Source organism: Streptomyces albireticuli (genome assembly GCF_021228125.1).
Classification (GTDB): domain Bacteria; phylum Actinomycetota; class Actinomycetes; order Streptomycetales; family Streptomycetaceae; genus Streptomyces; species Streptomyces albireticuli.
The window spans coordinates 329,976-348,125 of record NZ_JAJQQS010000004.1; the positions used below are offsets into that span (position 1 = coordinate 329,976).

16 protein-coding genes are annotated in these 18,150 nt (G+C 71.1%); 4 read left to right on the forward strand and 12 right to left on the reverse strand.

Going from position 1 to position 18,150, the window contains the following annotated elements; genetic code table 11:
* Positions 1-74 precede the first annotated feature (74 nt).
* Positions 75-371, forward strand: coding sequence for a ferredoxin (locus tag LUZ64_RS09865; protein WP_095583972.1), 297 nt, complete (start codon positions 75-77; stop codon positions 369-371).
* A gap of 4 nt (positions 372-375) precedes the next feature.
* Here the strand turns inward: LUZ64_RS09865 and LUZ64_RS09870 are convergent, their stop codons facing one another.
* The 3 genes from LUZ64_RS09870 to LUZ64_RS09880 form a co-directional block, all read right to left on the reverse strand.
* Entirely contained in the window at positions 376-966 is a 591-nt protein-coding gene (locus LUZ64_RS09870) for a hypothetical protein (protein ID WP_095583971.1), read from the reverse strand.
* A gap of 235 nt (positions 967-1,201) precedes the next feature.
* Entirely contained in the window at positions 1,202-2,107 is a 906-nt protein-coding gene (locus LUZ64_RS09875; RefSeq protein ID WP_095583970.1) for a tRNA (adenine-N1)-methyltransferase, read from the reverse strand.
* A gap of 100 nt (positions 2,108-2,207) precedes the next feature.
* Positions 2,208-3,455 carry a site-2 protease family protein gene (locus LUZ64_RS09880; protein WP_095583969.1) on the reverse strand — a complete coding sequence of 416 codons (1,248 nt, stop codon included), beginning with the start codon at positions 3,453-3,455 and terminating at the stop codon, positions 2,208-2,210.
* 123 nt (positions 3,456-3,578) lie between these two features.
* On the opposite strand from LUZ64_RS09880, the gene LUZ64_RS09885 reads away from it, so the two are divergent.
* Both LUZ64_RS09885 and LUZ64_RS09890 read left to right on the forward strand, forming a co-directional pair.
* On the forward strand, positions 3,579-4,586 hold the full coding sequence (locus LUZ64_RS09885) for a RecB family exonuclease (RefSeq protein WP_095583968.1): 1,008 nt from the start codon (positions 3,579-3,581) through the stop codon (positions 4,584-4,586).
* Between the two features lie 53 nt (positions 4,587-4,639).
* Entirely contained in the window at positions 4,640-5,311 is a 672-nt protein-coding gene (locus tag LUZ64_RS09890; protein WP_087928839.1) for a response regulator, read from the forward strand.
* Positions 5,312-5,451: 140 nt separating this feature from the next.
* Here LUZ64_RS09890 and LUZ64_RS09895 read toward each other — a convergent pair whose 3' ends face one another.
* The 4 genes from LUZ64_RS09895 to LUZ64_RS09910 all read right to left on the reverse strand — a co-directional run bounded on the left by LUZ64_RS09895 (position 5,452) and on the right by LUZ64_RS09910 (position 10,492).
* Positions 5,452-7,044, reverse strand: a complete 1,593-nt coding sequence (locus LUZ64_RS09895; RefSeq protein WP_095583967.1) for an ABC transporter substrate-binding protein — start codon at positions 7,042-7,044, stop codon at positions 5,452-5,454.
* A 74-nt stretch (positions 7,045-7,118) separates the two neighbouring features.
* Positions 7,119-8,717 carry an ABC transporter substrate-binding protein gene (locus LUZ64_RS09900; protein WP_095583966.1) on the reverse strand — a complete coding sequence of 533 codons (1,599 nt, stop codon included), beginning with the start codon at positions 8,715-8,717 and terminating at the stop codon, positions 7,119-7,121.
* A gap of 436 nt (positions 8,718-9,153) precedes the next feature.
* Positions 9,154-9,864 carry an HAD family hydrolase gene (locus LUZ64_RS09905; RefSeq protein ID WP_095583965.1) on the reverse strand — a complete coding sequence of 237 codons (711 nt, stop codon included), beginning with the start codon at positions 9,862-9,864 and terminating at the stop codon, positions 9,154-9,156.
* Between the two features lie 238 nt (positions 9,865-10,102).
* Entirely contained in the window at positions 10,103-10,492 is a 390-nt protein-coding gene (locus LUZ64_RS09910) for a DUF5997 family protein (RefSeq protein ID WP_095583964.1), read from the reverse strand.
* Between the two features lie 58 nt (positions 10,493-10,550).
* Here LUZ64_RS09910 and LUZ64_RS09915 point away from each other — a divergent pair, with 58 nt between their 5' ends.
* Positions 10,551-11,372 (forward strand): LysR family substrate-binding domain-containing protein, encoded by an 822-nt coding sequence (locus LUZ64_RS09915; protein ID WP_095583963.1) that lies wholly within the window; start codon positions 10,551-10,553, stop codon positions 11,370-11,372.
* 72 nt (positions 11,373-11,444) lie between these two features.
* On the opposite strand, the gene LUZ64_RS09920 is transcribed toward LUZ64_RS09915, so the two are convergent.
* The 5 genes from LUZ64_RS09920 to LUZ64_RS09940 all read right to left on the reverse strand — a co-directional run bounded on the left by LUZ64_RS09920 (position 11,445) and on the right by LUZ64_RS09940 (position 17,934).
* The gene (locus tag LUZ64_RS09920; protein WP_095583962.1) at positions 11,445-12,593 is read right to left on the reverse strand and encodes a PAC2 family protein; all 1,149 of its coding nucleotides are present in this window, start codon (positions 12,591-12,593) and stop codon (positions 11,445-11,447) included.
* 160 nt (positions 12,594-12,753) lie between these two features.
* Positions 12,754-13,752 (reverse strand): glycoside hydrolase family 18 protein, encoded by a 999-nt coding sequence (locus LUZ64_RS09925; RefSeq protein ID WP_443728952.1) that lies wholly within the window; start codon positions 13,750-13,752, stop codon positions 12,754-12,756.
* A 215-nt stretch (positions 13,753-13,967) separates the two neighbouring features.
* Positions 13,968-15,575: a glycerol-3-phosphate dehydrogenase/oxidase gene (locus tag LUZ64_RS09930; protein ID WP_095583960.1), complete on the reverse strand. Its 1,608-nt coding sequence runs from the start codon at positions 15,573-15,575 to the stop codon at positions 13,968-13,970.
* A 2-nt stretch (positions 15,576-15,577) separates the two neighbouring features.
* Positions 15,578-17,110: a glycerol kinase GlpK gene (glpK, locus tag LUZ64_RS09935; protein ID WP_095583959.1), complete on the reverse strand. Its 1,533-nt coding sequence runs from the start codon at positions 17,108-17,110 to the stop codon at positions 15,578-15,580.
* A gap of 41 nt (positions 17,111-17,151) precedes the next feature.
* Positions 17,152-17,934 (reverse strand): MIP/aquaporin family protein, encoded by a 783-nt coding sequence (locus LUZ64_RS09940; protein WP_095583958.1) that lies wholly within the window; start codon positions 17,932-17,934, stop codon positions 17,152-17,154.
* Positions 17,935-18,150 lie beyond the last annotated feature (216 nt).

Consider the following 18,150-nt stretch of genomic DNA (forward strand, 5'->3'; position numbering starts at 1 on the left):
TGTATCGTCGAGTCGGTCAACACCCGTCAGGGCTGGCTCCAATTGGTTCACGTACGCAGGAAACGGCAGGCGAGATGACCGTGCAGGAAGAAGGACTCGGCGACCTGGAAGTCTGGATCGACCAGGACCTGTGCACCGGCGACGGCATCTGTGCCCAGTACGCCCCCGAGGTCTTCGAGCTGGACATCGACGGGCTGGCCTATGTGAAGAGCCCGGACGACGAGCTCCTCCAGGAGCAGGGCGCCACCACCCCGGTGCCGTTGCCGCTGCTCAACGACGTCCGGGAGTCCGCGAAGGACTGCCCGGGCGACTGCATCCACGTCCGCAGGGTTTCGGACAAGGTCGAGGTCTACGGCCCCGACGCCGAGTGACGGCTCACACACTCCCCGCGACGGGCAGGGCGGTCAGGACGAACTTGCCGCCCTGCCACCGCCATTCGACGGCCCGGCTGAGGTCGGGGCAGCAACGCGGCACCCGTGGGGTGGAGTAGCCGAGGAGAGTGGCCGAAACGGTGCCGCCGGTCACCGCGAAGCGGGTGACGCTCATCTTCTGGGCCGGGTCGACGAGGGTCGCCGCGATCCGGGGCGGCTCGCCGGGTTCCGCGGCCGGGGCGAGGACGTAGACGCCGCTGGGGGCCGTGCCGGCGCCGGAGCGGCAGCGGACGACGGCCGCGGTCTCGGGCCGCCCGTCGCCGTCGAGGTCGGCGGTGGCCCGCCGGACGACCTCGGGAAGCGCGCCGCCGCCGCAGTCCAGGGGGTAGCGCGCGGCTCCGGGGTCGGGTGCGGCAGCGGCCCCGGTGGCGCGTGACGGGGCCGGAGGGGTGTCCTCCGTGGGGCCGGCCAGGCCGGCCGCGGCGATCACGACGGCCAGCGCGGCGGCGGTGACCGCCCAGTGCGCGGGGCGCGGGCGGGCGTGCGGGAGCGGACCCGCGGCGGTGGACGGTGTGGGTCCTGCCGGTGACTGCACGCGCGCTGACTCCTGTGGGCGGTGACTGCGGGGGATGATCCGCATCGTGCCATACGGCGCCGCGCCGGGGAACAGGGGGTTTCGCCATGTGCGGGGACCGCCGCCCGGGTCGGGGCGGGGTCCGCGCGGGGTCAACGAACGGGCGCCGCCGCCGAGTTCCGCGATGCGGTTCCCGGCGGCGGCGCCGCGGGTGGTGTCGCGGCCGGAGCGCTCCGGCCGGAGGTTGTCGGACCGGCTAGCGGTCGGAGGAGCCGCTCTGGCTGCCGGGGCCGTCGTAGTCCTCGCCGTAGGCGCCCTTCGCGGGGCGGCGGCGGCGCAGCGGCGGCTCGACGCCGTCCGCGAGGCGGCGGGCGGTGAGCAGGAAGCCGGTGTGCCCGATCATGCGGTGGTCCGGGCGGACGGCCAGGCCCTCCACGTGCCAGGTGCGGACCATGGTCTCCCAGGCCGACGGCTCGGCGAAGCAGCCGATCTCGCGGATGGACTCGACGGTCCGGGCGAGCTGGGTGGTGGTCGCCACGTAGCAGCAGAGGATGCCGCCGGGGACGAGCGCCTTACGGACGACCTCGAGGCACTCCCAGGGGGCGAGCATGTCGAGGATGACGCGGTCGACGTCCGTGTCGGACAGGTTGTCCTGGAGGTCGCCGACGGTGAGCTGCCAGGCGGGGTGCGGGCCGCCGAAGTAGCGCTCCACGTTCTGCGTGGCGATCTCGGCGAAGTCGGCACGGCGCTCGTAGGAGTGCAGCATGCCCTGGTCGCCGATGGCGCGCAGCAGGAAGCTGCTCAGGGAGCCTGAGCCGACGCCGGCTTCCACGACGCGGGCGCCGGGGAAGATGTCGGCCATGGCCAGGATCTGCCCCGCGTCCTTGGGGTAGACCACCGCGGCACCGCGCGGCATGGACAGGACATAGTCGGGGAGCAGGGGGCGCAGCGCGAGGTAGGCGACGTTTCCCGTGGTACGGACAACACTGCCCTCGGGGGCACCGATCAGCTCGTCGTGCGGGAAGGCACCCTTGTGGGTGTGGAACTGCTTCCCGGCTTCGAGCGTGAAGGTGTAGTGGCGTCCCTTGGGGTCGGTGAGCTGGACCTGGTCCCCGACCTGGAAGGGGCCGCGACGACGGGCGGCACCGGTCGGTTCGGACATGTGACCAGCGTACCCGCCATCCGGCGGGGGTATGGACACGACGCCGGGCCGGCGGCCGCGCGGGGACGGGCCGGGGTACGGGCCGGGGGCGCGTACGGGCTCAGGACGGCGGCCGGGCCGGGGACGGGGTCCGGCCCATGGCGGCCACGAACGCCTGCTCGACGTCGGAGGTCGACAGCACACCGTAGACCTCGCCGCCGGGCTCGACCACCAGGTACTCCGTGGCGGGGGTGGCGCGCAGGGTGTCGAGGAGCTCCTCGCCGGTGAGCTCGGCGGAGACGCGCATGCCGTCCTTGATGTCCTGGGCGAGGGCGCTGACGGCGACCCAGGGACGGCGGTGCTCGGGGACACCGGTGATGGCGGACTCGCGGACGAGCGCGGTGGGGGTGCCGTGGGGGTCCACGACGACGAGGGCGCGGGCGCCGGCCTCGGCGGCGCGGCGCAGGGCCTCGGAGAGCGGCGTGGCGGGCTCCACGGGCACGGCGCGGCGGGTGAGGGTGCGGGCCCGGAGGCCGGGGAGGCGCTCGCGCAGCCGGGCCATGCGGAGGCCGTTGCCGGCGCCGGTCCAGATGATGGCGGCGAGGATCGCGGCGAGCAGGGCGTCGGTGAGGGAGTCCACGCCGCCGATGTCCTCGGAGCCGCCCGCGGCGCGGGTGAGGAGGGGCAGGCCGATGAGGACGGCGACGGCGAGCGCGCGGCCGATCCAGGCGGCGGCGACGGTGCCGGTCATGGGGTTGCCGCTGATCTTCCAGACGACGGCCCGGAGCATGCGGCCGCCGTCCAGCGGGAGGCCGGGGAGCAGATTGAAGATCGCGACCAGGAGGTTGGAGACCATCAGGCCGGCGAGCAGGACGCCGGGGACGGTGCCGGGCTCGACGACCCGCATCCCGAGGTAGAAGAGGCCGGCGAGGACCAGGGAGAGCAGGGGGCCGACGAAGGCGAGGACGAACTCGCGGCCGGGGGTCTCGCTCTCCTTCTCGATCTCGGAGACGCCGCCGAAGAACTGGAGCTGGATGCGGCGCACGGGGAGCTTGAAGCGCAGGGCCGCGACCGTGTGCGCCAGCTCGTGGACGAGCACGGAGGCGTAGAAGGCGACGGCGAAGAAGAGGGAGACCAGATAGCGGACGCCGCCGAGCTCGGGCAGGACGCGGTCGAGCTGGCCGCCGAAGACCCAGGTGATGAGGGCGGCGACGAGGAACCAGCTGGGTGCCACGTAGACGGGCACGCCGAAGGGGCGGCCCATGAGGATGCCGCCGCCCTCGCGCGGGCGCTTCGGCCTGCGGTCCCCGGGCTCGTCCTGGGTGCCGGCGCCCCCGCCGCCGGACCGGCCCTGCCCGCTGTTCTCCACGGTGTCCCCTCGTCGGATGCGGCCCTCGCACCGGCGGTGCGCTGTCTCGATCATGCAGTGCGAGGTGGTCTGTCGTCGATGGTATGCGTCCGACTGTCAGTGACGGGCCGTAGGGTTCCTGTCATGGGTATCGCCACTGAGGAAAGCGCCGGGCAGCCGGCCGAGCCGTCCGTGCCGGGCGTTTCCGAGGGCTCCGAAGGTGCTTCCGGGACTGCCGGGGCCACCGGGGCTCCGGGAACGGGGGAGGCCGTCGCGTCCGGTGCGGTCGGGGAGCGGGTGCGGGTTCCCGCGCGCCCGGCCGCGCTGTCGCCCTCCCGTGCGGCGGATTTCATGCGCTGCCCGCTGCTCTACCGCTTCCGGGTGATCGACAAGCTGCCGGAGAAGCCGAGCTCCGCCGCGACCCGGGGCACCGTGGTGCACGCCGTGCTGGAGCGGCTCTTCGACGCCCCGGCGGCGGAGCGGACCGCTCCCCGGGCGAAGGGTCTGGTGCCCGGCGAGTGGGAGAAGCTGCTGGCGGCCCGGCCGGAGCTGGCCGAGCTCTTCACCGGCGAGGACGGCGCGCACGACGCGGACCGGCTGGCGACCTGGCTGGCGGACGCGGAGCGGCTGGTCGAGCGCTGGTTCACCCTGGAGGACCCCACGCGCCTGGAGCCCGCCGACCGCGAGCTGTACGTGGAGACGGTGATCGAGGGCGCGGGTTCCTCGGGGCTGACGCTGCGGGGCTTCATCGACCGGGTGGACGTGGCGCCCTCCGGCGACCTGCGCATCGTGGACTACAAGACGGGCAAGGCCCCGGCCCCGCAGTTCCGGTCGGAGCCGCTGTTCCAGATGACGTTCTACGCCCTGGTGCTGTGGCGGCTGCGCGGCCGGGTGCCGCGCCGCCTCCAGCTGGTCTATCTGGGCAGCGGTGACGTGCTGACGTACGACCCGGTCGAGGCGGAGCTGCTGGCCGTGGAGCGCAAGCTGCGGGCGCTCTGGGAGGCGATCGAGCTGGCCACCGACACGGGCGAGTGGCGCCCCAGGCCGACGAAGCTGTGCGGCTGGTGCGACCACCAGGCCGTCTGTCCGGAATTCGGGGGCACTCCCCCGCCGTATCCGCTGCCGGTCGTGGCCCCGCGCGCGGGCGGCTGACCGTCGCGGGACGGGTCAGGGCAGAATGGACGCGGTCTAACGAAGGAGTTTCCGTGGCGATCCGCGTCCTACTGGTCGATGACCAGCCGCTGCTGCGCACCGGCTTCCGGATGATTCTCGAGGCGGAACAGGACCTGGCGGTCGTCGGTGAGGCCGGGGACGGTCTTCAGGCGCTCGACCAGGTGCGGGCGCTGCAGCCCGATGTGGTGCTGATGGACATCCGGATGCCGCGGATGGACGGCGTCGAGGCGACCCGGCAGATCACCGGCCCGGAGCGGAACGGCCCGGCGAAGGTGCTGGTGCTCACCACGTTCGATCTCGACGAGTACGTGGTGGAGGCGCTGCGGGCGGGTGCCAGCGGCTTCCTGCTGAAGGACGCGCCCGCCCATGAGCTCGTCCAGGCGATCCGGGTGGTGGCGGGCGGCGAGGCCATGCTGGCGCCGAGCATCACCCGCCGGCTGCTGGACAAGTACGCGGGCCATCTGCCGTCGGGCGAGGAGCCGCTGCCGGACACGCTGCACACGCTGACCGACCGCGAGGTCGAGGTGCTGAAGCTGGTGGCGCGCGGGCTGTCGAACGCCGAGATCGCGGCGGATCTCTTCGTGAGCGAGACGACGGTCAAGACGCATGTGGGTCATGTGCTGACGAAGCTGGGCCTGCGCGACCGGGTGCAGGCCGCGGTGTACGCCTACGAGAGCGGGCTGGTGCGCCCGGGCGCGCAGTAGGTCCCTCCCCCTCGCCCGCCGCCGGGCGGGAAGGGCGAGCGGAAGAGGATCAGCCCCGTACCCGGTGCCCGGGTACGGGGCTGATCCTCTGGGTGCCGCGGGGCCGGGCGGGGTGCCCACCCGGCCCGGCCGGCGGCCCGCTACTCCTTGGCGGCCTTGCCGATCTCCCAGAACCGGAAGACGGTCGAGGCGTCGAGGGTCCACTGGAGACCGGAGATCCGGTCGCTCGCCACCGCGTACTGCTTGCCCTGCCACAGCGGGAGGATGGGCAGTTCCTGGGCGACGGTGGTCTGCACCTTGGTGAAGTCGCCGACGGTCGCCGGGCGGCTGCCCTCGGCGGCGGTGGCCAGGATGCGGTTGGTGATGTCCTTGGACTCGTAGTTGTTGAGGAGGACGTTGCCCTCGCCGAAGAACGGCGCGGTGAAGTTGTCCGGGTCCGGGTAGTCGGGCACCCAGCCCTTCACATAGACGCCGTACTTGCCGGCTGCCACGCCCGCCTCGTACTCCTCCAGCGGGACGGACTTCACGTCCGCCTCGAAGAGGCCGCTCTTGTTGAGCTGCTTGGCTATCTCCTGGAACTCCGGCACGGTGCCCGGGCCGTAACGGACGGGGGTGGCCCACAGGGTGAGCTTGACCTTGTCCTTGATGCCGGCGGAGTTCAGCGCGGCGGCGGCCTTGTCGGGCTGCGGGCGGTCGCCGTAGGCCTCGAAGAACGGGGTCTTGTGACCGGTGACGCCGCTCGGGACGATCGAGTACAGCGGCTCGGCGGTGCGCTTGTAGACGTCGCGCACGAGCGCGCTGCGGTCCACCAGGTAGGCGATGGCCTTGCGGACACCGAGCTTGCCGACCACCGGGTCCTTGGTGTTGAAGACCAGGTGCTGGACCTCGGCGCTGGTGCCCTCGATGACCTTGAGGTGCTGCTTGCCGCCGGCGGCCTCCAGGTCGGCGATGTCCTTCATCGGCAGACCTCGGTAGGCGAGGTCGATGGAGCCCTTCTGGACGGCGGACTTCAGCTCGGCCTGGTCGCCGTGGAAGAACTTCATCGTGACACCGCGGTTGTTCACCGCGGCGGCCGCGCCCTTGTAGGACGTGTTGACCGAGAACTTGGCCTCCTTCTTGTCGAAGGAGTCGAGCTTGTAGACACCCGAGCCGACGGCCTTGCCGTCGGTGCGGAGCTTGTCCGCCGGGTACTCCTCGTGGTCCACGATGGAGCCGGCGCCCGAGGCGATCTTCTGCGGGAAGGTGGCGTCGGAGCGGTTGAGGTGGAAGACGACCGTCAGCTTGTCCGGGGTCTTGATGTCCTTGATGGAGGACAGCAGGGAGGACGCCGGACCCTTCTTGTCGTTGATCTTGATCGTGCGACGGAAGGAGTGGGCGACGTCCTCGGAGGTGAGGTCGTGGCCGTTGCTGAACTTCAGCCCGTCCTTCAGCTTGCACTGATAGGTCTGGCTGACCTCGTCCTGGAACTTGCAGTTCTCGGCCGCGTCCGGCTGGGGGGTGATGCCCCCCTTGGGGAAGCTCATCAGCGACTGGAAGACATTGTTGAACAGAAGCCACGAGCCGGGGTCGTAGCCGGAGGCCGGGTCGGTGGCCACGACCTCGTCGGACATCCCCATGACCACGGACTCACCGGTGCCGCCCGCGTTGCCGTCTTCCGAACCGCACCCGGTGAGCAGGGCGGCGGCGAGCCCAGCGCCGAGCGGGGCGGCAAGCCACTGGTCACGTTTCCTCACGTGCACGTTCCTCACAGTTTCCTTGATCGTCCGATGAGATCGTCGGCAGAACCGGTCTGACGAAACCTATTGCCTCACTTGCCGCGGCCCAGCTCCCACGGCTGCATCTCGGAGGCGGAGTTGAGGGCCCACTCGGCGCCGGTGACATTGCTGCGGACGGCCACGTACTGCTTGCCCTGCCACAGCGGCAGCACGGGCACGTCGTCGGCCACGATGTCCTGGGCCTGCTGGAAGTACTTGGCCGCGGTGTCGCGCTGGGCCGCCTCGCGGGAGTCCGGGATCAGCTGCGAGCTGATCCTGGTGTTCTGGTACGGCGAGCGGAGGAAGTTGTCCTTGCCGAAGAACGGGGCGACGAAGTTGTCCGGGTCCGGGAAGTCGGGGAACCAGCCCATGCCGTAGACGGCGTACTTGCCCTTGGCGGCCTCGGGGCGGAAGTCCGCCCACTTCACGCCCTGGATCTTGGCCTGGAACAGCCCGCTGCCGTTGAGCTGCTTCTGGAGCGCCTGGAAGGCCTTGGCCGTGGCCTCACCGTAGTGGTCGTCGGTGTACGTGAGGGTCAGCGGGACCGGGGAGGTGATGTTAGCCGCCCGCAGGATGGAGCGGGCCTTGTCGGCGCTGGGCTCCCCGTACTTGTTGGAGAAGGAGTTCTGGTGGCCGGTGATGCCGCTGGGCACCAGCGAGTACAGCGGGTCGTTCGTCCGGTCGTAGCCGTCGCGGGCCAGCGCCTGGCGGTCGACCAGCTGCGCCACGGCCTGGCGCACGGCCTTGTTCTTCACCGACGGGTCGTCGGTGTTGAAGGCGAGGAAGCTGATCTCCTGGCCCGGCGCCTCCAGCAGACGGACGCCCTGGTCCGTGGCGCCCCGCATCCGGCTGAGCTGGTCGGGCGCCAGGGTGCGGTTCATGATGTCGATGTCGCCGTCCTTCAGCGCCTTCTCCATCGACTTCGCGTCGTCGTAGAACCGCATCTCGACCTTGTCGTTCTGCAGCTGCACCGACCCCTGGTAGTCGGAGTTCTTCGAGAAGACGGCCTTGACGACGCGGCCGTCCTTCTCCTCCGTCTGCAGGGTGTACGGGCCGGAGCCGACGACCTTGAAGCCCTTGCCGAGCTCCTTCTTCCCGTAGGTCTCGCTGTCCACGATGGCCGCGGCCGGCGTGGCTATCTTCTGCGGGAAGGTGGCGTCGGGGGACTTCAGGTGGAAGACGACCTCGAGCTCGCTCGGGGTCTCGACCGAGTCGATGTTGCTGAGCAGCGACACCGGGCCGTTCTCGAAGTTGATGGCCCGGGCGCGGTCGATGGAGAACTTCACGTCCTCCGAGGTGAGCGCGTGACCGTTGCTGAACTTCAGACCGCTGCGCAGGGTGCAGCGGTACTGCTCGTTCTTCCGGTCCCCGAAGGTGCAGGTGGACGCCGCGTCGGCGACCGGGGAGGTGCCGGAGCGGGGCAGCCGCAGCAGGGTCTGGAAGGTGCTGTGCAGCACGTTCCAGGCGCCGATGTCGTACGCGGCGGCCGGGTCGAACGGCGCCGGGGCGTCGGTCGTCTCCTCGAACCGGTCGGTGGTGCCGATGACGATGGCGCCGCCGCCCTTCCCCGCCTCGTCACTCCCGCCACAGGCGGCGAGTACGGGGGCCAGGAGGACTGCCAGGGTCGGCAGCACCAACGTCTTGCGGTTCATTGTGTGGGGTTCTCCCTGTGATGCGATCGGTTCCCGGGACGATACCGACGTCTGACGCGTCGGCCCACGGGCAGCCGTGAAGTTCTCGCGAAAAGATTAGTGCGCGGCACCACTGCCCCCGGGACACGGTGAAGTTGACGCGATATCACGCGCCGATAACGGCCGCCGATTCACCGATATCCGGACGCCGGAACGATTCACGCAGGAGATCATCAAACAGGACACAAGGGTGCGCTTCCGCCCCGGAAAGGGTGCTTCAGCGTGATCGATTCCCCACCCGCCGCCTCTTGACCCGGTGACGAAGCTCACTCACGCACTTCGACGGCGGCTCCGGAATTAAACCGGGCCATTCGTCACGGAAAACAATCGGACCGACGCCCAGAGTTCCTTGAACATTCTCCGGCGCACGCTCAGTGTCCGTGTCGGTGCATTCCGGTCATCGGCCGGCCGGCGGCGGAGTCATCAGACCGTGGAGAAATCCGAGATCGACTTCCTCCAGCGACCGGACGACCGTACGCCCGTCGGCGGCCGGGATCGGCGCCACCGAGGGCACCGCGACGACCCGGCAGCCGGCCGCCTCCGCGGCGGTCACCCCGGTCATGGTGTCCTCCACCACGGCGCACCGGCCGGGCTCCACCCCCAGCCGGGCCGCGGCCAGCAGATAGGGGTCGGGGTGCGGCTTGGTCCGCTCGATCTCGTCGCCCGCGACGGTCAGCGTGAAGTTCTCCGGGCCCAGGGTGGCGAGCACCCGGTCGATGATCTCCCGGTGCGAGGCGGACACCAGGGCGGTCGGCACCGAGTGCGCGGCCAGCTCGGCGAGCAGCCGCCGGGCGCCGGGCATCAGCGGCACCCCACGGCCGATCATCTGGGAGAAGCGGGTGTTGAGCAGCACCGTCAGCTCGGTGAGGGCGATCTTCGCGCCGGTGGCCTGGATCAGGAAGGCGGCGCTGCGCGCCATGGGCCCGCCGACGACCACCTCGCGGTACTCCTCCAGCAGCTGGTGGCCCAGCTCGGCGAAGACGGCGACCTCCACCTCCCACCAGAAGCCCTCGGTGTCGACCAAGGTGCCGTCCATGTCGAGCAGGACCGCCTGCAGGGCCGAGCCTGCCGCGCTACGCGTGTCGACGACGGGGATGCTGCTGGTCATCCGGGCACACCTCCATGGGGGACGCGAAGGCCGGCCCGCCGCTCCCCTCTCCGGGGTGCGGCGGACCGGCCTCCACCGGACCGACCAGTGTACGGCGGACGGGCTCCGGCGTCGCTCCGATATCCGGGGGACCCGGTCACGACAGGCCGTGAGGGGCCCGCTCCGTCAGGTGGCGGATCGCCGCGTCAGGCGGGCACGGCCCAGGGACGGTGCGTCCGCGACGCGCCCGGGACCGCGGTCAGGAACGGCTGTCCTGCTCGGCGTTCTTCTCCTTGATGCGCACCGCTTCCTTGCGGACCTCGGCCTGGGTGGCGCGCTCCTTCCGGAGCCACTCGGGGTTCTCCGCCTTCAGCTCGGCGATCTGCTCCGTGGTGAGGGCCTCCGTGACCCCGCCGCGGGCGAGGCCGGAGATGGAGACGCCCAGCTTGGCGGCGACCACCGGACGGGGGTGCGGGCCGTTGCGCCGCAGCTCCTGGAGCCACTCCGGCGGATCGGCCTGAAGTGCGTTCAGCTCGCCGCGCGAGACGACGCCCTCCTGGAACTCTGCGGGGGTGGCCTCGAGGTACACACCCAGCTTCTTCGCCGCGGTCGCGGGCTTCATCGTCTGGGTGTTCTGGTGCGACGTCATGGTGTCAAGAGTAGCGAGCGTGTGCGATACCTCCGACCACGACCGGTAATCTGGGCGGGTGACAGGCTCGGAAGCATCCCCCTCGTTCCGGCTCGCGTACGTCCCGGGCGTGACACCCAGCAAATGGGTGCGGATCTGGAACGAGCGGTTGCCCGACGTCCCCCTGGCCCTCCTCCAGGTCTCCGCCGCCGACGCGGCCGGTGTGCTGCGGGACGGCGGCGCCGACGCGGCTTTCCTGCGGCTCCCGGTCGACCGTACGGACCTCAGCGCGATCCCCCTCTACACCGAGACGACCGTGGTCGTGATCCCCAAGGACCACGTCATGGCGGCCGTCGAGGAGGTGTCCGCCGCGGAGCTGGCCGACGAGATCGTGCTGCACCCCCTGGACGACACCCTGGACTGGGAGCGCCCGCCGGGGCGTCCGGCGTTCGAGCGGCCCGCCACGACCGCGGACGCCGTCGAGCTGGTGGCCGCGGGGATCGGGGTGCTCGTCGTCCCGCAGTCCCTCGCCCGGCTGCACCACCGCAAGGACCTGACGTACCGGACGCTGTCGGACGTGCCCGAGTCGCGGGTCGCGCTGTCGTGGCCGGAGGAGAAGACCACCGACCTGGTGGAGGACTTCATCGGGATCGTCCGGGGGCGGACGGTCAACAGCTCGCGGGGCCGCGCGCAGGACCGGCCGGAGCGTAAGGACAAGCGGCCCGAGGCGGGCGGCGCGCGGCGCAAGCCCGCGGCGGGCGGGACGGCGGGCAAGGCCACGGGCAGGACGGCGGCCAAGGGCTCGCGGGGCGGTGCCGGAGGCTCCGGCAAGAGCGCCCGGGGCGCCTCCTCCGGAGGGGCCAAGGGCGCCAAGCGCGGCAAGCCCCGCCGCCGGTCGTAGCCGCGGCACCGGTACCGCGCGGACGAAGGGAACGGGCCCGGTGGCTGTCGCCACCGGGCCCGTTCGCCGTTCTCAGCTCTCCCCGTCCCGGGGGTCCTCCGGTTCCCGGCCGGGCCCGGTGCCGTCTTCGGGGCCCTTCCCGGTGTCCCCGGCGCTCTTCTCCGGCTTCTTCGGATCGCCCTCCGGCTCGTTCCCCGTGGCGTCCTTCCGGGCGTCCCCCGGGGAGCCCGTCGCGTCCTCGTCCTTCGCGGCCGGGCGCGCGGGCCGGGTGCGGCCGCTGGCCGTGTCGCGGAGGTAGGAGGGGTCGCGGCCCTCGGTGAGGCCCGGCTCGGCCGCCAGGCCGCCCGGCTGGCCGGGGGCGGGGGGCTGGCCGTCGCGGCGGCGCAGATAGCGCTCGAACTCACGGGCGATGGCCTCGCCGGACGCCTCCGGGAGGTCGGCGGTGTCGCGCGCCTCCTCCAGGGACTGGACGTACTCGGCGACCTCGCTGTCCTCGGCCGCCAGCTGGTCCACGCCCAGCTGCCAGGCCCGCGCGTCCTCGGGGAGTTCGCCCAGCGGGATGCGCAGGTCGATCAGGTCCTCGAGGCGGTTGAGCAGCGCCAGGGTGGCCTTCGGGTTCGGCGGCTGGGAGACGTAGTGCGGGACGGCCGCCCACAGGCTCACCGCCGGGACGCCGGCGTGGGTGCAGGCCTCCTGGAGAATGCCGACGATTCCGGTCGGGCCTTCGTAGCGCGACTCCTCCAGATCCATGGTGCGGGCCAGGTCCGGGTCGGAGGTGATGCCGCTGACCGGCACGGGCCGGGTGTGCGGGGTGTCGCCGAGCAGCGAGCCCAGGACGATCACCATCTCCACGCCGAGCTCGTGGGCGAAGCCCAGGATCTCGTTGCAGAACGACCGCCAGCGCATGCTCGGTTCGATGCCGCGCACGAGGACCAGGTCGCGCTGCGGGGTGCCTTCCGCGCCACCGCCCGTGCGCACCACGGACAGCCGGGTGGTGGGCCAGGTGACCTTGCGGACACCGCCGTCCAGCCAGACCGTGGGCCGGTTGACCTGGAAGTCGTAGTAGTCCTCGGCGTCGAGTGCGCCGAAGACCTCGCCCTTCCATTCCCGGTCCAGGTGCGCGACGGCGCTGGAGGCGGCGTCCCCGGCGTCGTTCCATCCCTCGAAGGCACAGATCATGACCGGGTCGATCAGCTCGGGAACCCCCTCAAGCTCGATCACCCAGCGCCTCCTTCCGACCGGGGCGGACGTGTCCGGGCCACCGGTTGCCGTTCTGTGCAGTGTTGTTCCTGGCAGCGTTCTTTCTGCCGTGCGACCCCAAGACTACGACTTCCGTGCCCCCTGTTCGCAGCCCCTGTACGGGCTCTTCCTCAGCTGTTGGTCACCCTCTGGCGCCCCAGCCGTTGCGATAGGCCCGCCAGTCGGCGTCGGTGGCCGCGAAGTCGACGTAGAGCGCCAGTCCGAAGCGCTCCCGGTCGCGGTCCTCCCTGCTCAGACCGAGCCGGGCGCCGCGCACCGCGGCCGCGGCCGTCTCGGCCCGGGCGTGATGTCCCCAGGAGTCGGTGTGGTAGAAGGGCAGGCCCATCAGCAGGTCCGTGTCCCGCGGCGTCACCTGGAGGGCGAGGGCCGTCTGGCGGGCCACATAGCCGCCGTAGAGGCTCTCCAGCGGGAGCCCGGTGTCGTAGGACATGACGGCGATCTGGTCCACCCTGCGGGCGACCTGGCCGAAGTACTTCTGCGTCCACCACTTGGGGCTGCCCGCCGCCCGTGCCGCCCGGTGCATGCTCGGCACCGGGTCGATCTGCTGGGCGGCGACGGAGAACACCCCGCCGGCGGACCGGACGGCCGGCCTGAGGCCGTCCAGGAGGGTGAGGAAGGACGCGTCACCGGTGCGTACGGGCTCTACGTCGAGGTGGACGCCCTCGAACCCGGCACCCATCACCTGGCGGGCACTGGCCACCACGGCGGCGCGCGCCGGAGCCGAGTCCAGCCGCAGGCCGGCGTCGCCCTCGCCCTTACGGACGACCTTGTCACCGAGCCAGGCGTGGACGCGGACGCCCGGCAGCTCGCGGTGGACGGCGTCGATCAGCCAGGAGGCGCTTGGGTAGACCTTCGCGGGGAGCGTGCCGTCGTGCTCCAGGGGGCCCGTGTGCACATAGAGGTCGCGCAGCCCGGTGCCGGCCATCTTCCGCTTCAGCCCGGCCAGTTCGGCGTCGCCCTTACGGCCGTCGACCCAGGCGTGCCCCAGCCAGATCGCGTCCTTGCCCCGGGTGACGGCCTCCTCGGAGGGGGACCCGGCGTAGGCGGCGCGCAGCGCGCTGCCCGCCACCGCGAGCGGCAGGACGAGCACCGCGGTCAGGACGAGCGCGAGACGCGTCACCAGTCGCTTGCTCGGCCGCCGAACGCGTATTTTGGAAAGCTTTTTAAGCAAATCCGGTCGTTTCATGGAAAGAATCGCCCCTTCTTCTTCCCAAAGGTGACGCGATCGCGGATCGGTCAGTTCCTGTCAGCAGCGAGGGGAGAGACGCGCGGTGCGTCTCTCCCCTCGGGAGCGATCAAGCGATCACACGGTCACACGGACCGGCCCGGCGGGCGTCAGCCCTTGTCGCCGAGCATGTCCTTGACGCGCGTGCGGACGTCCTCCGTGTCCAGACCGCGGATCGTCAGCGTCGTACGGCGGCGCAGGACGTCGTCCACCGTCTCCGCCCACTCGTGGTCGCGGGCGTAGGCGACCTGGGCCCAGATCTCCGGGCCGTCCGGGTGGATGCGCTCGCCGAGCTCCGGGTTCTCGTTGACCAGGCGCGCGATGTCGAAGGACAGCGAGCCGTAGTGCGTCGCCAGGTGGCGGGCGGTCAGCGGGTCCATGCGGCTGCCGGGCTCGCGGTCCACGAGCAGGCGGTGGGCGACCGCGTTCGGGTTGGCGACACCGGGCAGCGGGGTCCGGCGGACCAGGCTGGAGATGGGCTCCATCTCCTCGGTCAGCGGGCTGCCGGGCAGCTTCGCGAGCTTGGCCATGACCGTACGGCCGATGTGGCGGTACGTGGTCCACTTGCCGCCGGCGACCGACAGCATGCCGCCCTTGCCCTCGGAGACCACGGTCTCGCGCTTGGCCTGGGCGACGTCGCCGGGGCCGCCCGGCAGCACGCGCAGACCGGCGAAGGCGTACGTCATCAGGGAGCGGTCGAGGTCGGCGTCCTGGATGGAGAACGCGGCCTCGTCGAGGATCTGCTGGATGTCCTCCTCCGTGGCGCGCACGTCCGCCGGGTCACCCTCGTACTGGGTGTCGGTGGTGCCGAGGAGGAGCTGGTCCTCCCACGGGAGGGCGAAGGTGATGCGGTACTTGTCGATCGGGGTGGCCATGGCGGCCTTCCACGGCGACTTGCGCTTCATCACGATGTGCGCGCCCTTGGACAGGCGGATGCTCGGGTTGGCGCCCTTGTCTTCCAGCTTGCGCAGGTGGTCCACCCACGGGCCGGTGGCGTTGAGGACGACCCGAGCGTCGATGCCGAACTCGGCACCGTCCACCCTGTCCTTGAGCTCCGCGCCGGTGACCTTGCCGTGCGTAAAGCGCAGCCCGGTGACCTCGGCGTGGTTCAGCACGACCGCGCCGGACTCGACGGCCGCGCGGACCGTCATGACCGCCACGCGCGAGTCGTTCATCTGGTGGTCGTAGTAGACCGCGACGGCCTTGAGGTTGTCCGTGCGCAGACCCGGGTTGTCGGCCTGGGCCTTGGCCGGGGAGATCACCTTGCCGACGCCGTCGCCGAAGGCGGACAGCGCCGAGTAGGCGAACACACCGGCGCCGAGCTTGGCCGCGCCCACCGGGCCGCCCTTGTAGACGGGCAGGTAGAAGGTGAGCGGGTTGACCAGGTGCGGGGCCACGTCCTTGGCCAGCACCCGGCGCTCGTGGTGGTTCTCCGCGACCAGCTTGACCGCGCCGGTCTGCAGGTAGCGCAGACCGCCGTGGACGAGCTTGGAGGACGCGGAGGAGGTGGCGCCGGCGAAGTCACCGGCGTCCACCATCGCGACCCGCAGACCGGACTGCGCGGCGTGCCAGGCCACCGAGGTGCCCAGGATGCCGCCACCGATCACCAGGAGGTCGTATGTCGCGTTCGACAGTCGGTCCCGGGTCTCGGCGCGGCTCGGGTTGGAACCGGCAGCCGGGTGCGTTCCCAGCGTCGGAACGCTCTGCGGGGTTGTCATGATTACTCCTCGTCCTCGATCCAGCCCATGGTCCGCTCGACGGCCTTGAGCCAGCTCTTGTACTCGCGGTCACGCGTGTCCGCGTCCATGCGGGGGGTCCACTCGGCGGCCCGGCGCCAGTTGGCGCGCAGGGCGTCGGTGTCCGGCCAGAAGCCGACGGCAAGACCGGCGGCGTAGGCGGCGCCGAGGCAGGTCGTCTCGGCGACCATCGGGCGCACGACCGGTGCGTCCAGGAAGTCCGAGAGGGTCTGCATCAGCAAGTTGTTGGAGGTCATGCCGCCGTCGACCTTGAGCGCGGTCAGCTCGACGCCGGAGTCCTTCGTCATGGCGTCGGTGATCTCGCGGGTCTGCCAGGCGGTGGCCTCGAGCACGGCACGGGCGATGTGCGCCTTGGTGACGTAGCGGGTCAGGCCCGCGATCACACCGCGCGCGTCGGAGCGCCAGTAGGGGGCGAACAGGCCGGAGAAGGCCGGCACGAAGTACGCGCCGCCGTTGTCCTCGACGGAGCTGGCGAGCGTCTCGATCTCGGCCGCGCTCTTGATCAGGCCCATCTGGTCGCGCATCCACTGCACGAGGGAGCCGGTGACGGCGATGGAGCCCTCGAGGGCGTAGACCGGGTCCTGGTCGCCGATGCGGTAGCCGACGGTGGTGAGCAGGCCGTTGTAGGAGTTGACGGGCTCGCTGCCGGTGTTCATCAGCATGAACGTGCCGGTGCCGTACGTCGACTTCGCCTCGCCCTCGGAGAAGCAGGTCTGGCCGAAGAGGGCCGCCTGCTGGTCACCGAGCGCGGAGGCGACGGGCACGCCAGCCAGGGCGCCGCCCTGGGCGGTGCCGTAGACCTCGGCGGAGGAGCGGATCGCCGGCAGGATCGCGGCCGGGATCTCCATCGACTCCAGGATGCGCTCGTCCCAGTCGAGGCTGCGCAGGTTCATCAGCATCGTGCGGGAGGCGTTGGTGACGTCGGTGACGTGCACGCCGCCGTTGACACCACCGGTGAGGTTCCAGATGACCCAGGAGTCCATGGTGCCGAAGAGGATGTCGCCGGCCTCGGCGCGCTCGCGCAGGCCCTCGACGTTGTCCAGCAGCCAGCGGACCTTCGGGCCGGAGAAGTAGGAGGCCAGCGGCAGGCCGGTCTCCCGGCGGAAGCGGTCCTGGCCGACGTTGCGGCCGAGCTCCTTGCAGAGCCCGTCGGTGCGGGTGTCCTGCCAGACGATGGCGTTGTGGACCGGCTCACCGGTGTTCTTGTCCCACAGCAGCGTGGTCTCGCGCTGGTTGGTAATGCCGATCGCCTTGACGTCGGCGGCGGTGATGCCCGCCTTCTCGACCGCGCTGGCGACGACCTGCTGGACGTTCGCCCAGATCTCGGCGGCGTCGTGCTCGACCCAGCCCGGCTTCGGGAAGATCTGCTCGTGCTCCTTCTGGTCGACGGAGACGATGCGCCCGTCGCGGTCGAAGACGATGCAGCGGGAAGAGGTGGTGCCCTGGTCGATCGCCGCGATGAACGGGCCCTGGCCGTGGGTGCCGGTGGTGGTCATGTGTCGTGTGCTCCTGGGAATCTGAAGGTCTCGGCGGGGGATCAGAACGCGATCTTGTGGATGCCTGCGGCCAGGGCGGCGCCGATGAGCGGGCCGACCACGGGGACCCAGGCGTAGCCCCAGTCCGAGCCGCCCTTGTTGGGCAGCGGCAGCAGCGCGTGCACGATACGCGGACCGAGGTCACGGGCGGGGTTGATGGCGTAACCGGTCGGGCCGCCGAGCGAGAGGCCGATGCCGACGACGACGAAGGCGACCATCAGGGTGCCCGTGCCGCTCGTGGCCAGGCCCTTGGTCAGACCCATGGTGAGGATGAAGAGCACCAGCGCCGCGGTCCCGATGATCTCGGTGGCGAGGTTCTGCACCGCGTTGCGGATCTCGGGGCCAGTGGAGAAGATGCCGAGCACCGGGCCGGCCTTGGGCGCCGAGGTCTGGTCGACCATGCCCTCGGCGGGGTTGAGGCTCGCCACGAGCTCCGGGTCCGTCAGGTGGGCCTTGAACTGGCCGTAGTAGGCGAACCAGACCAGCGTCGCACCGATCATCGCGCCGAGCAGCTGCGAGCCGATGTAGAGCGGAACGTCCTTCCACTCGGTCGCGCCGTCGATGGCGAGGCCGAGCGTGACGGCCGGGTTGAGGTGCGCGCCGGACTTGGCGCCGATGTACGCACCGGTCAGCACGGCGAAGCCCCAGCCGAACGTGATGGCGAGCCAACCCGCGTTCTGTGCCTTCGAACGCTTCAGGGTGACGGCGGCGCACACGCCACCGCCGAGCAGGATCAACACTGCGGTACCGATGAGCTCACCGGTGAAGATGTCGGAGCTGGACACCCGCGACTCCTTTGTCCTTCGTCCAGGGGAAGGCGAACCCCGGGTCCCTCCGGTGGTCCGCGCCCTCCGAGAGGGCTTTGATCGGCCCGCGGCAGAGTCCACCATAGCGAATATTGTCGTTAGGTGTTCGACAATGCCGACCGATGAACGGCAGTTTTCTGCAACGTCAAGAGCTCGTCAAGGGTTCCGAGACCGAAAAGTCCCGGCCAGAAGGCC

Bases quoted from the DNA above. Each gene is read 5' to 3' on its own strand.
- LUZ64_RS09865 (WP_095583972.1), top strand. From the start codon at position 75: ATGACCGTGCAGGAAGAAGGACTCGGCGACCTGGAAGTCTGGATCGAC.
- LUZ64_RS09875 (WP_095583970.1), bottom strand. From the start codon at position 2,107: ATGTCCGAACCGACCGGTGCCGCCCGTCGTCGCGGCCCCTTCCAGGTC.
- LUZ64_RS09885 (WP_095583968.1), top strand. From the start codon at position 3,579: ATGGGTATCGCCACTGAGGAAAGCGCCGGGCAGCCGGCCGAGCCGTCC.
- LUZ64_RS09900 (WP_095583966.1), bottom strand. From the start codon at position 8,717: ATGAACCGCAAGACGTTGGTGCTGCCGACCCTGGCAGTCCTCCTGGCC.
- LUZ64_RS09905 (WP_095583965.1), bottom strand. From the start codon at position 9,864: ATGACCAGCAGCATCCCCGTCGTCGACACGCGTAGCGCGGCAGGCTCG.
- LUZ64_RS09910 (WP_095583964.1), bottom strand. From the start codon at position 10,492: ATGACGTCGCACCAGAACACCCAGACGATGAAGCCCGCGACCGCGGCG.
- LUZ64_RS09930 (WP_095583960.1), bottom strand. From the start codon at position 15,575: ATGACAACCCCGCAGAGCGTTCCGACGCTGGGAACGCACCCGGCTGCC.
- glpK (WP_095583959.1), bottom strand. From the start codon at position 17,110: ATGACCACCACCGGCACCCACGGCCAGGGCCCGTTCATCGCGGCGATC.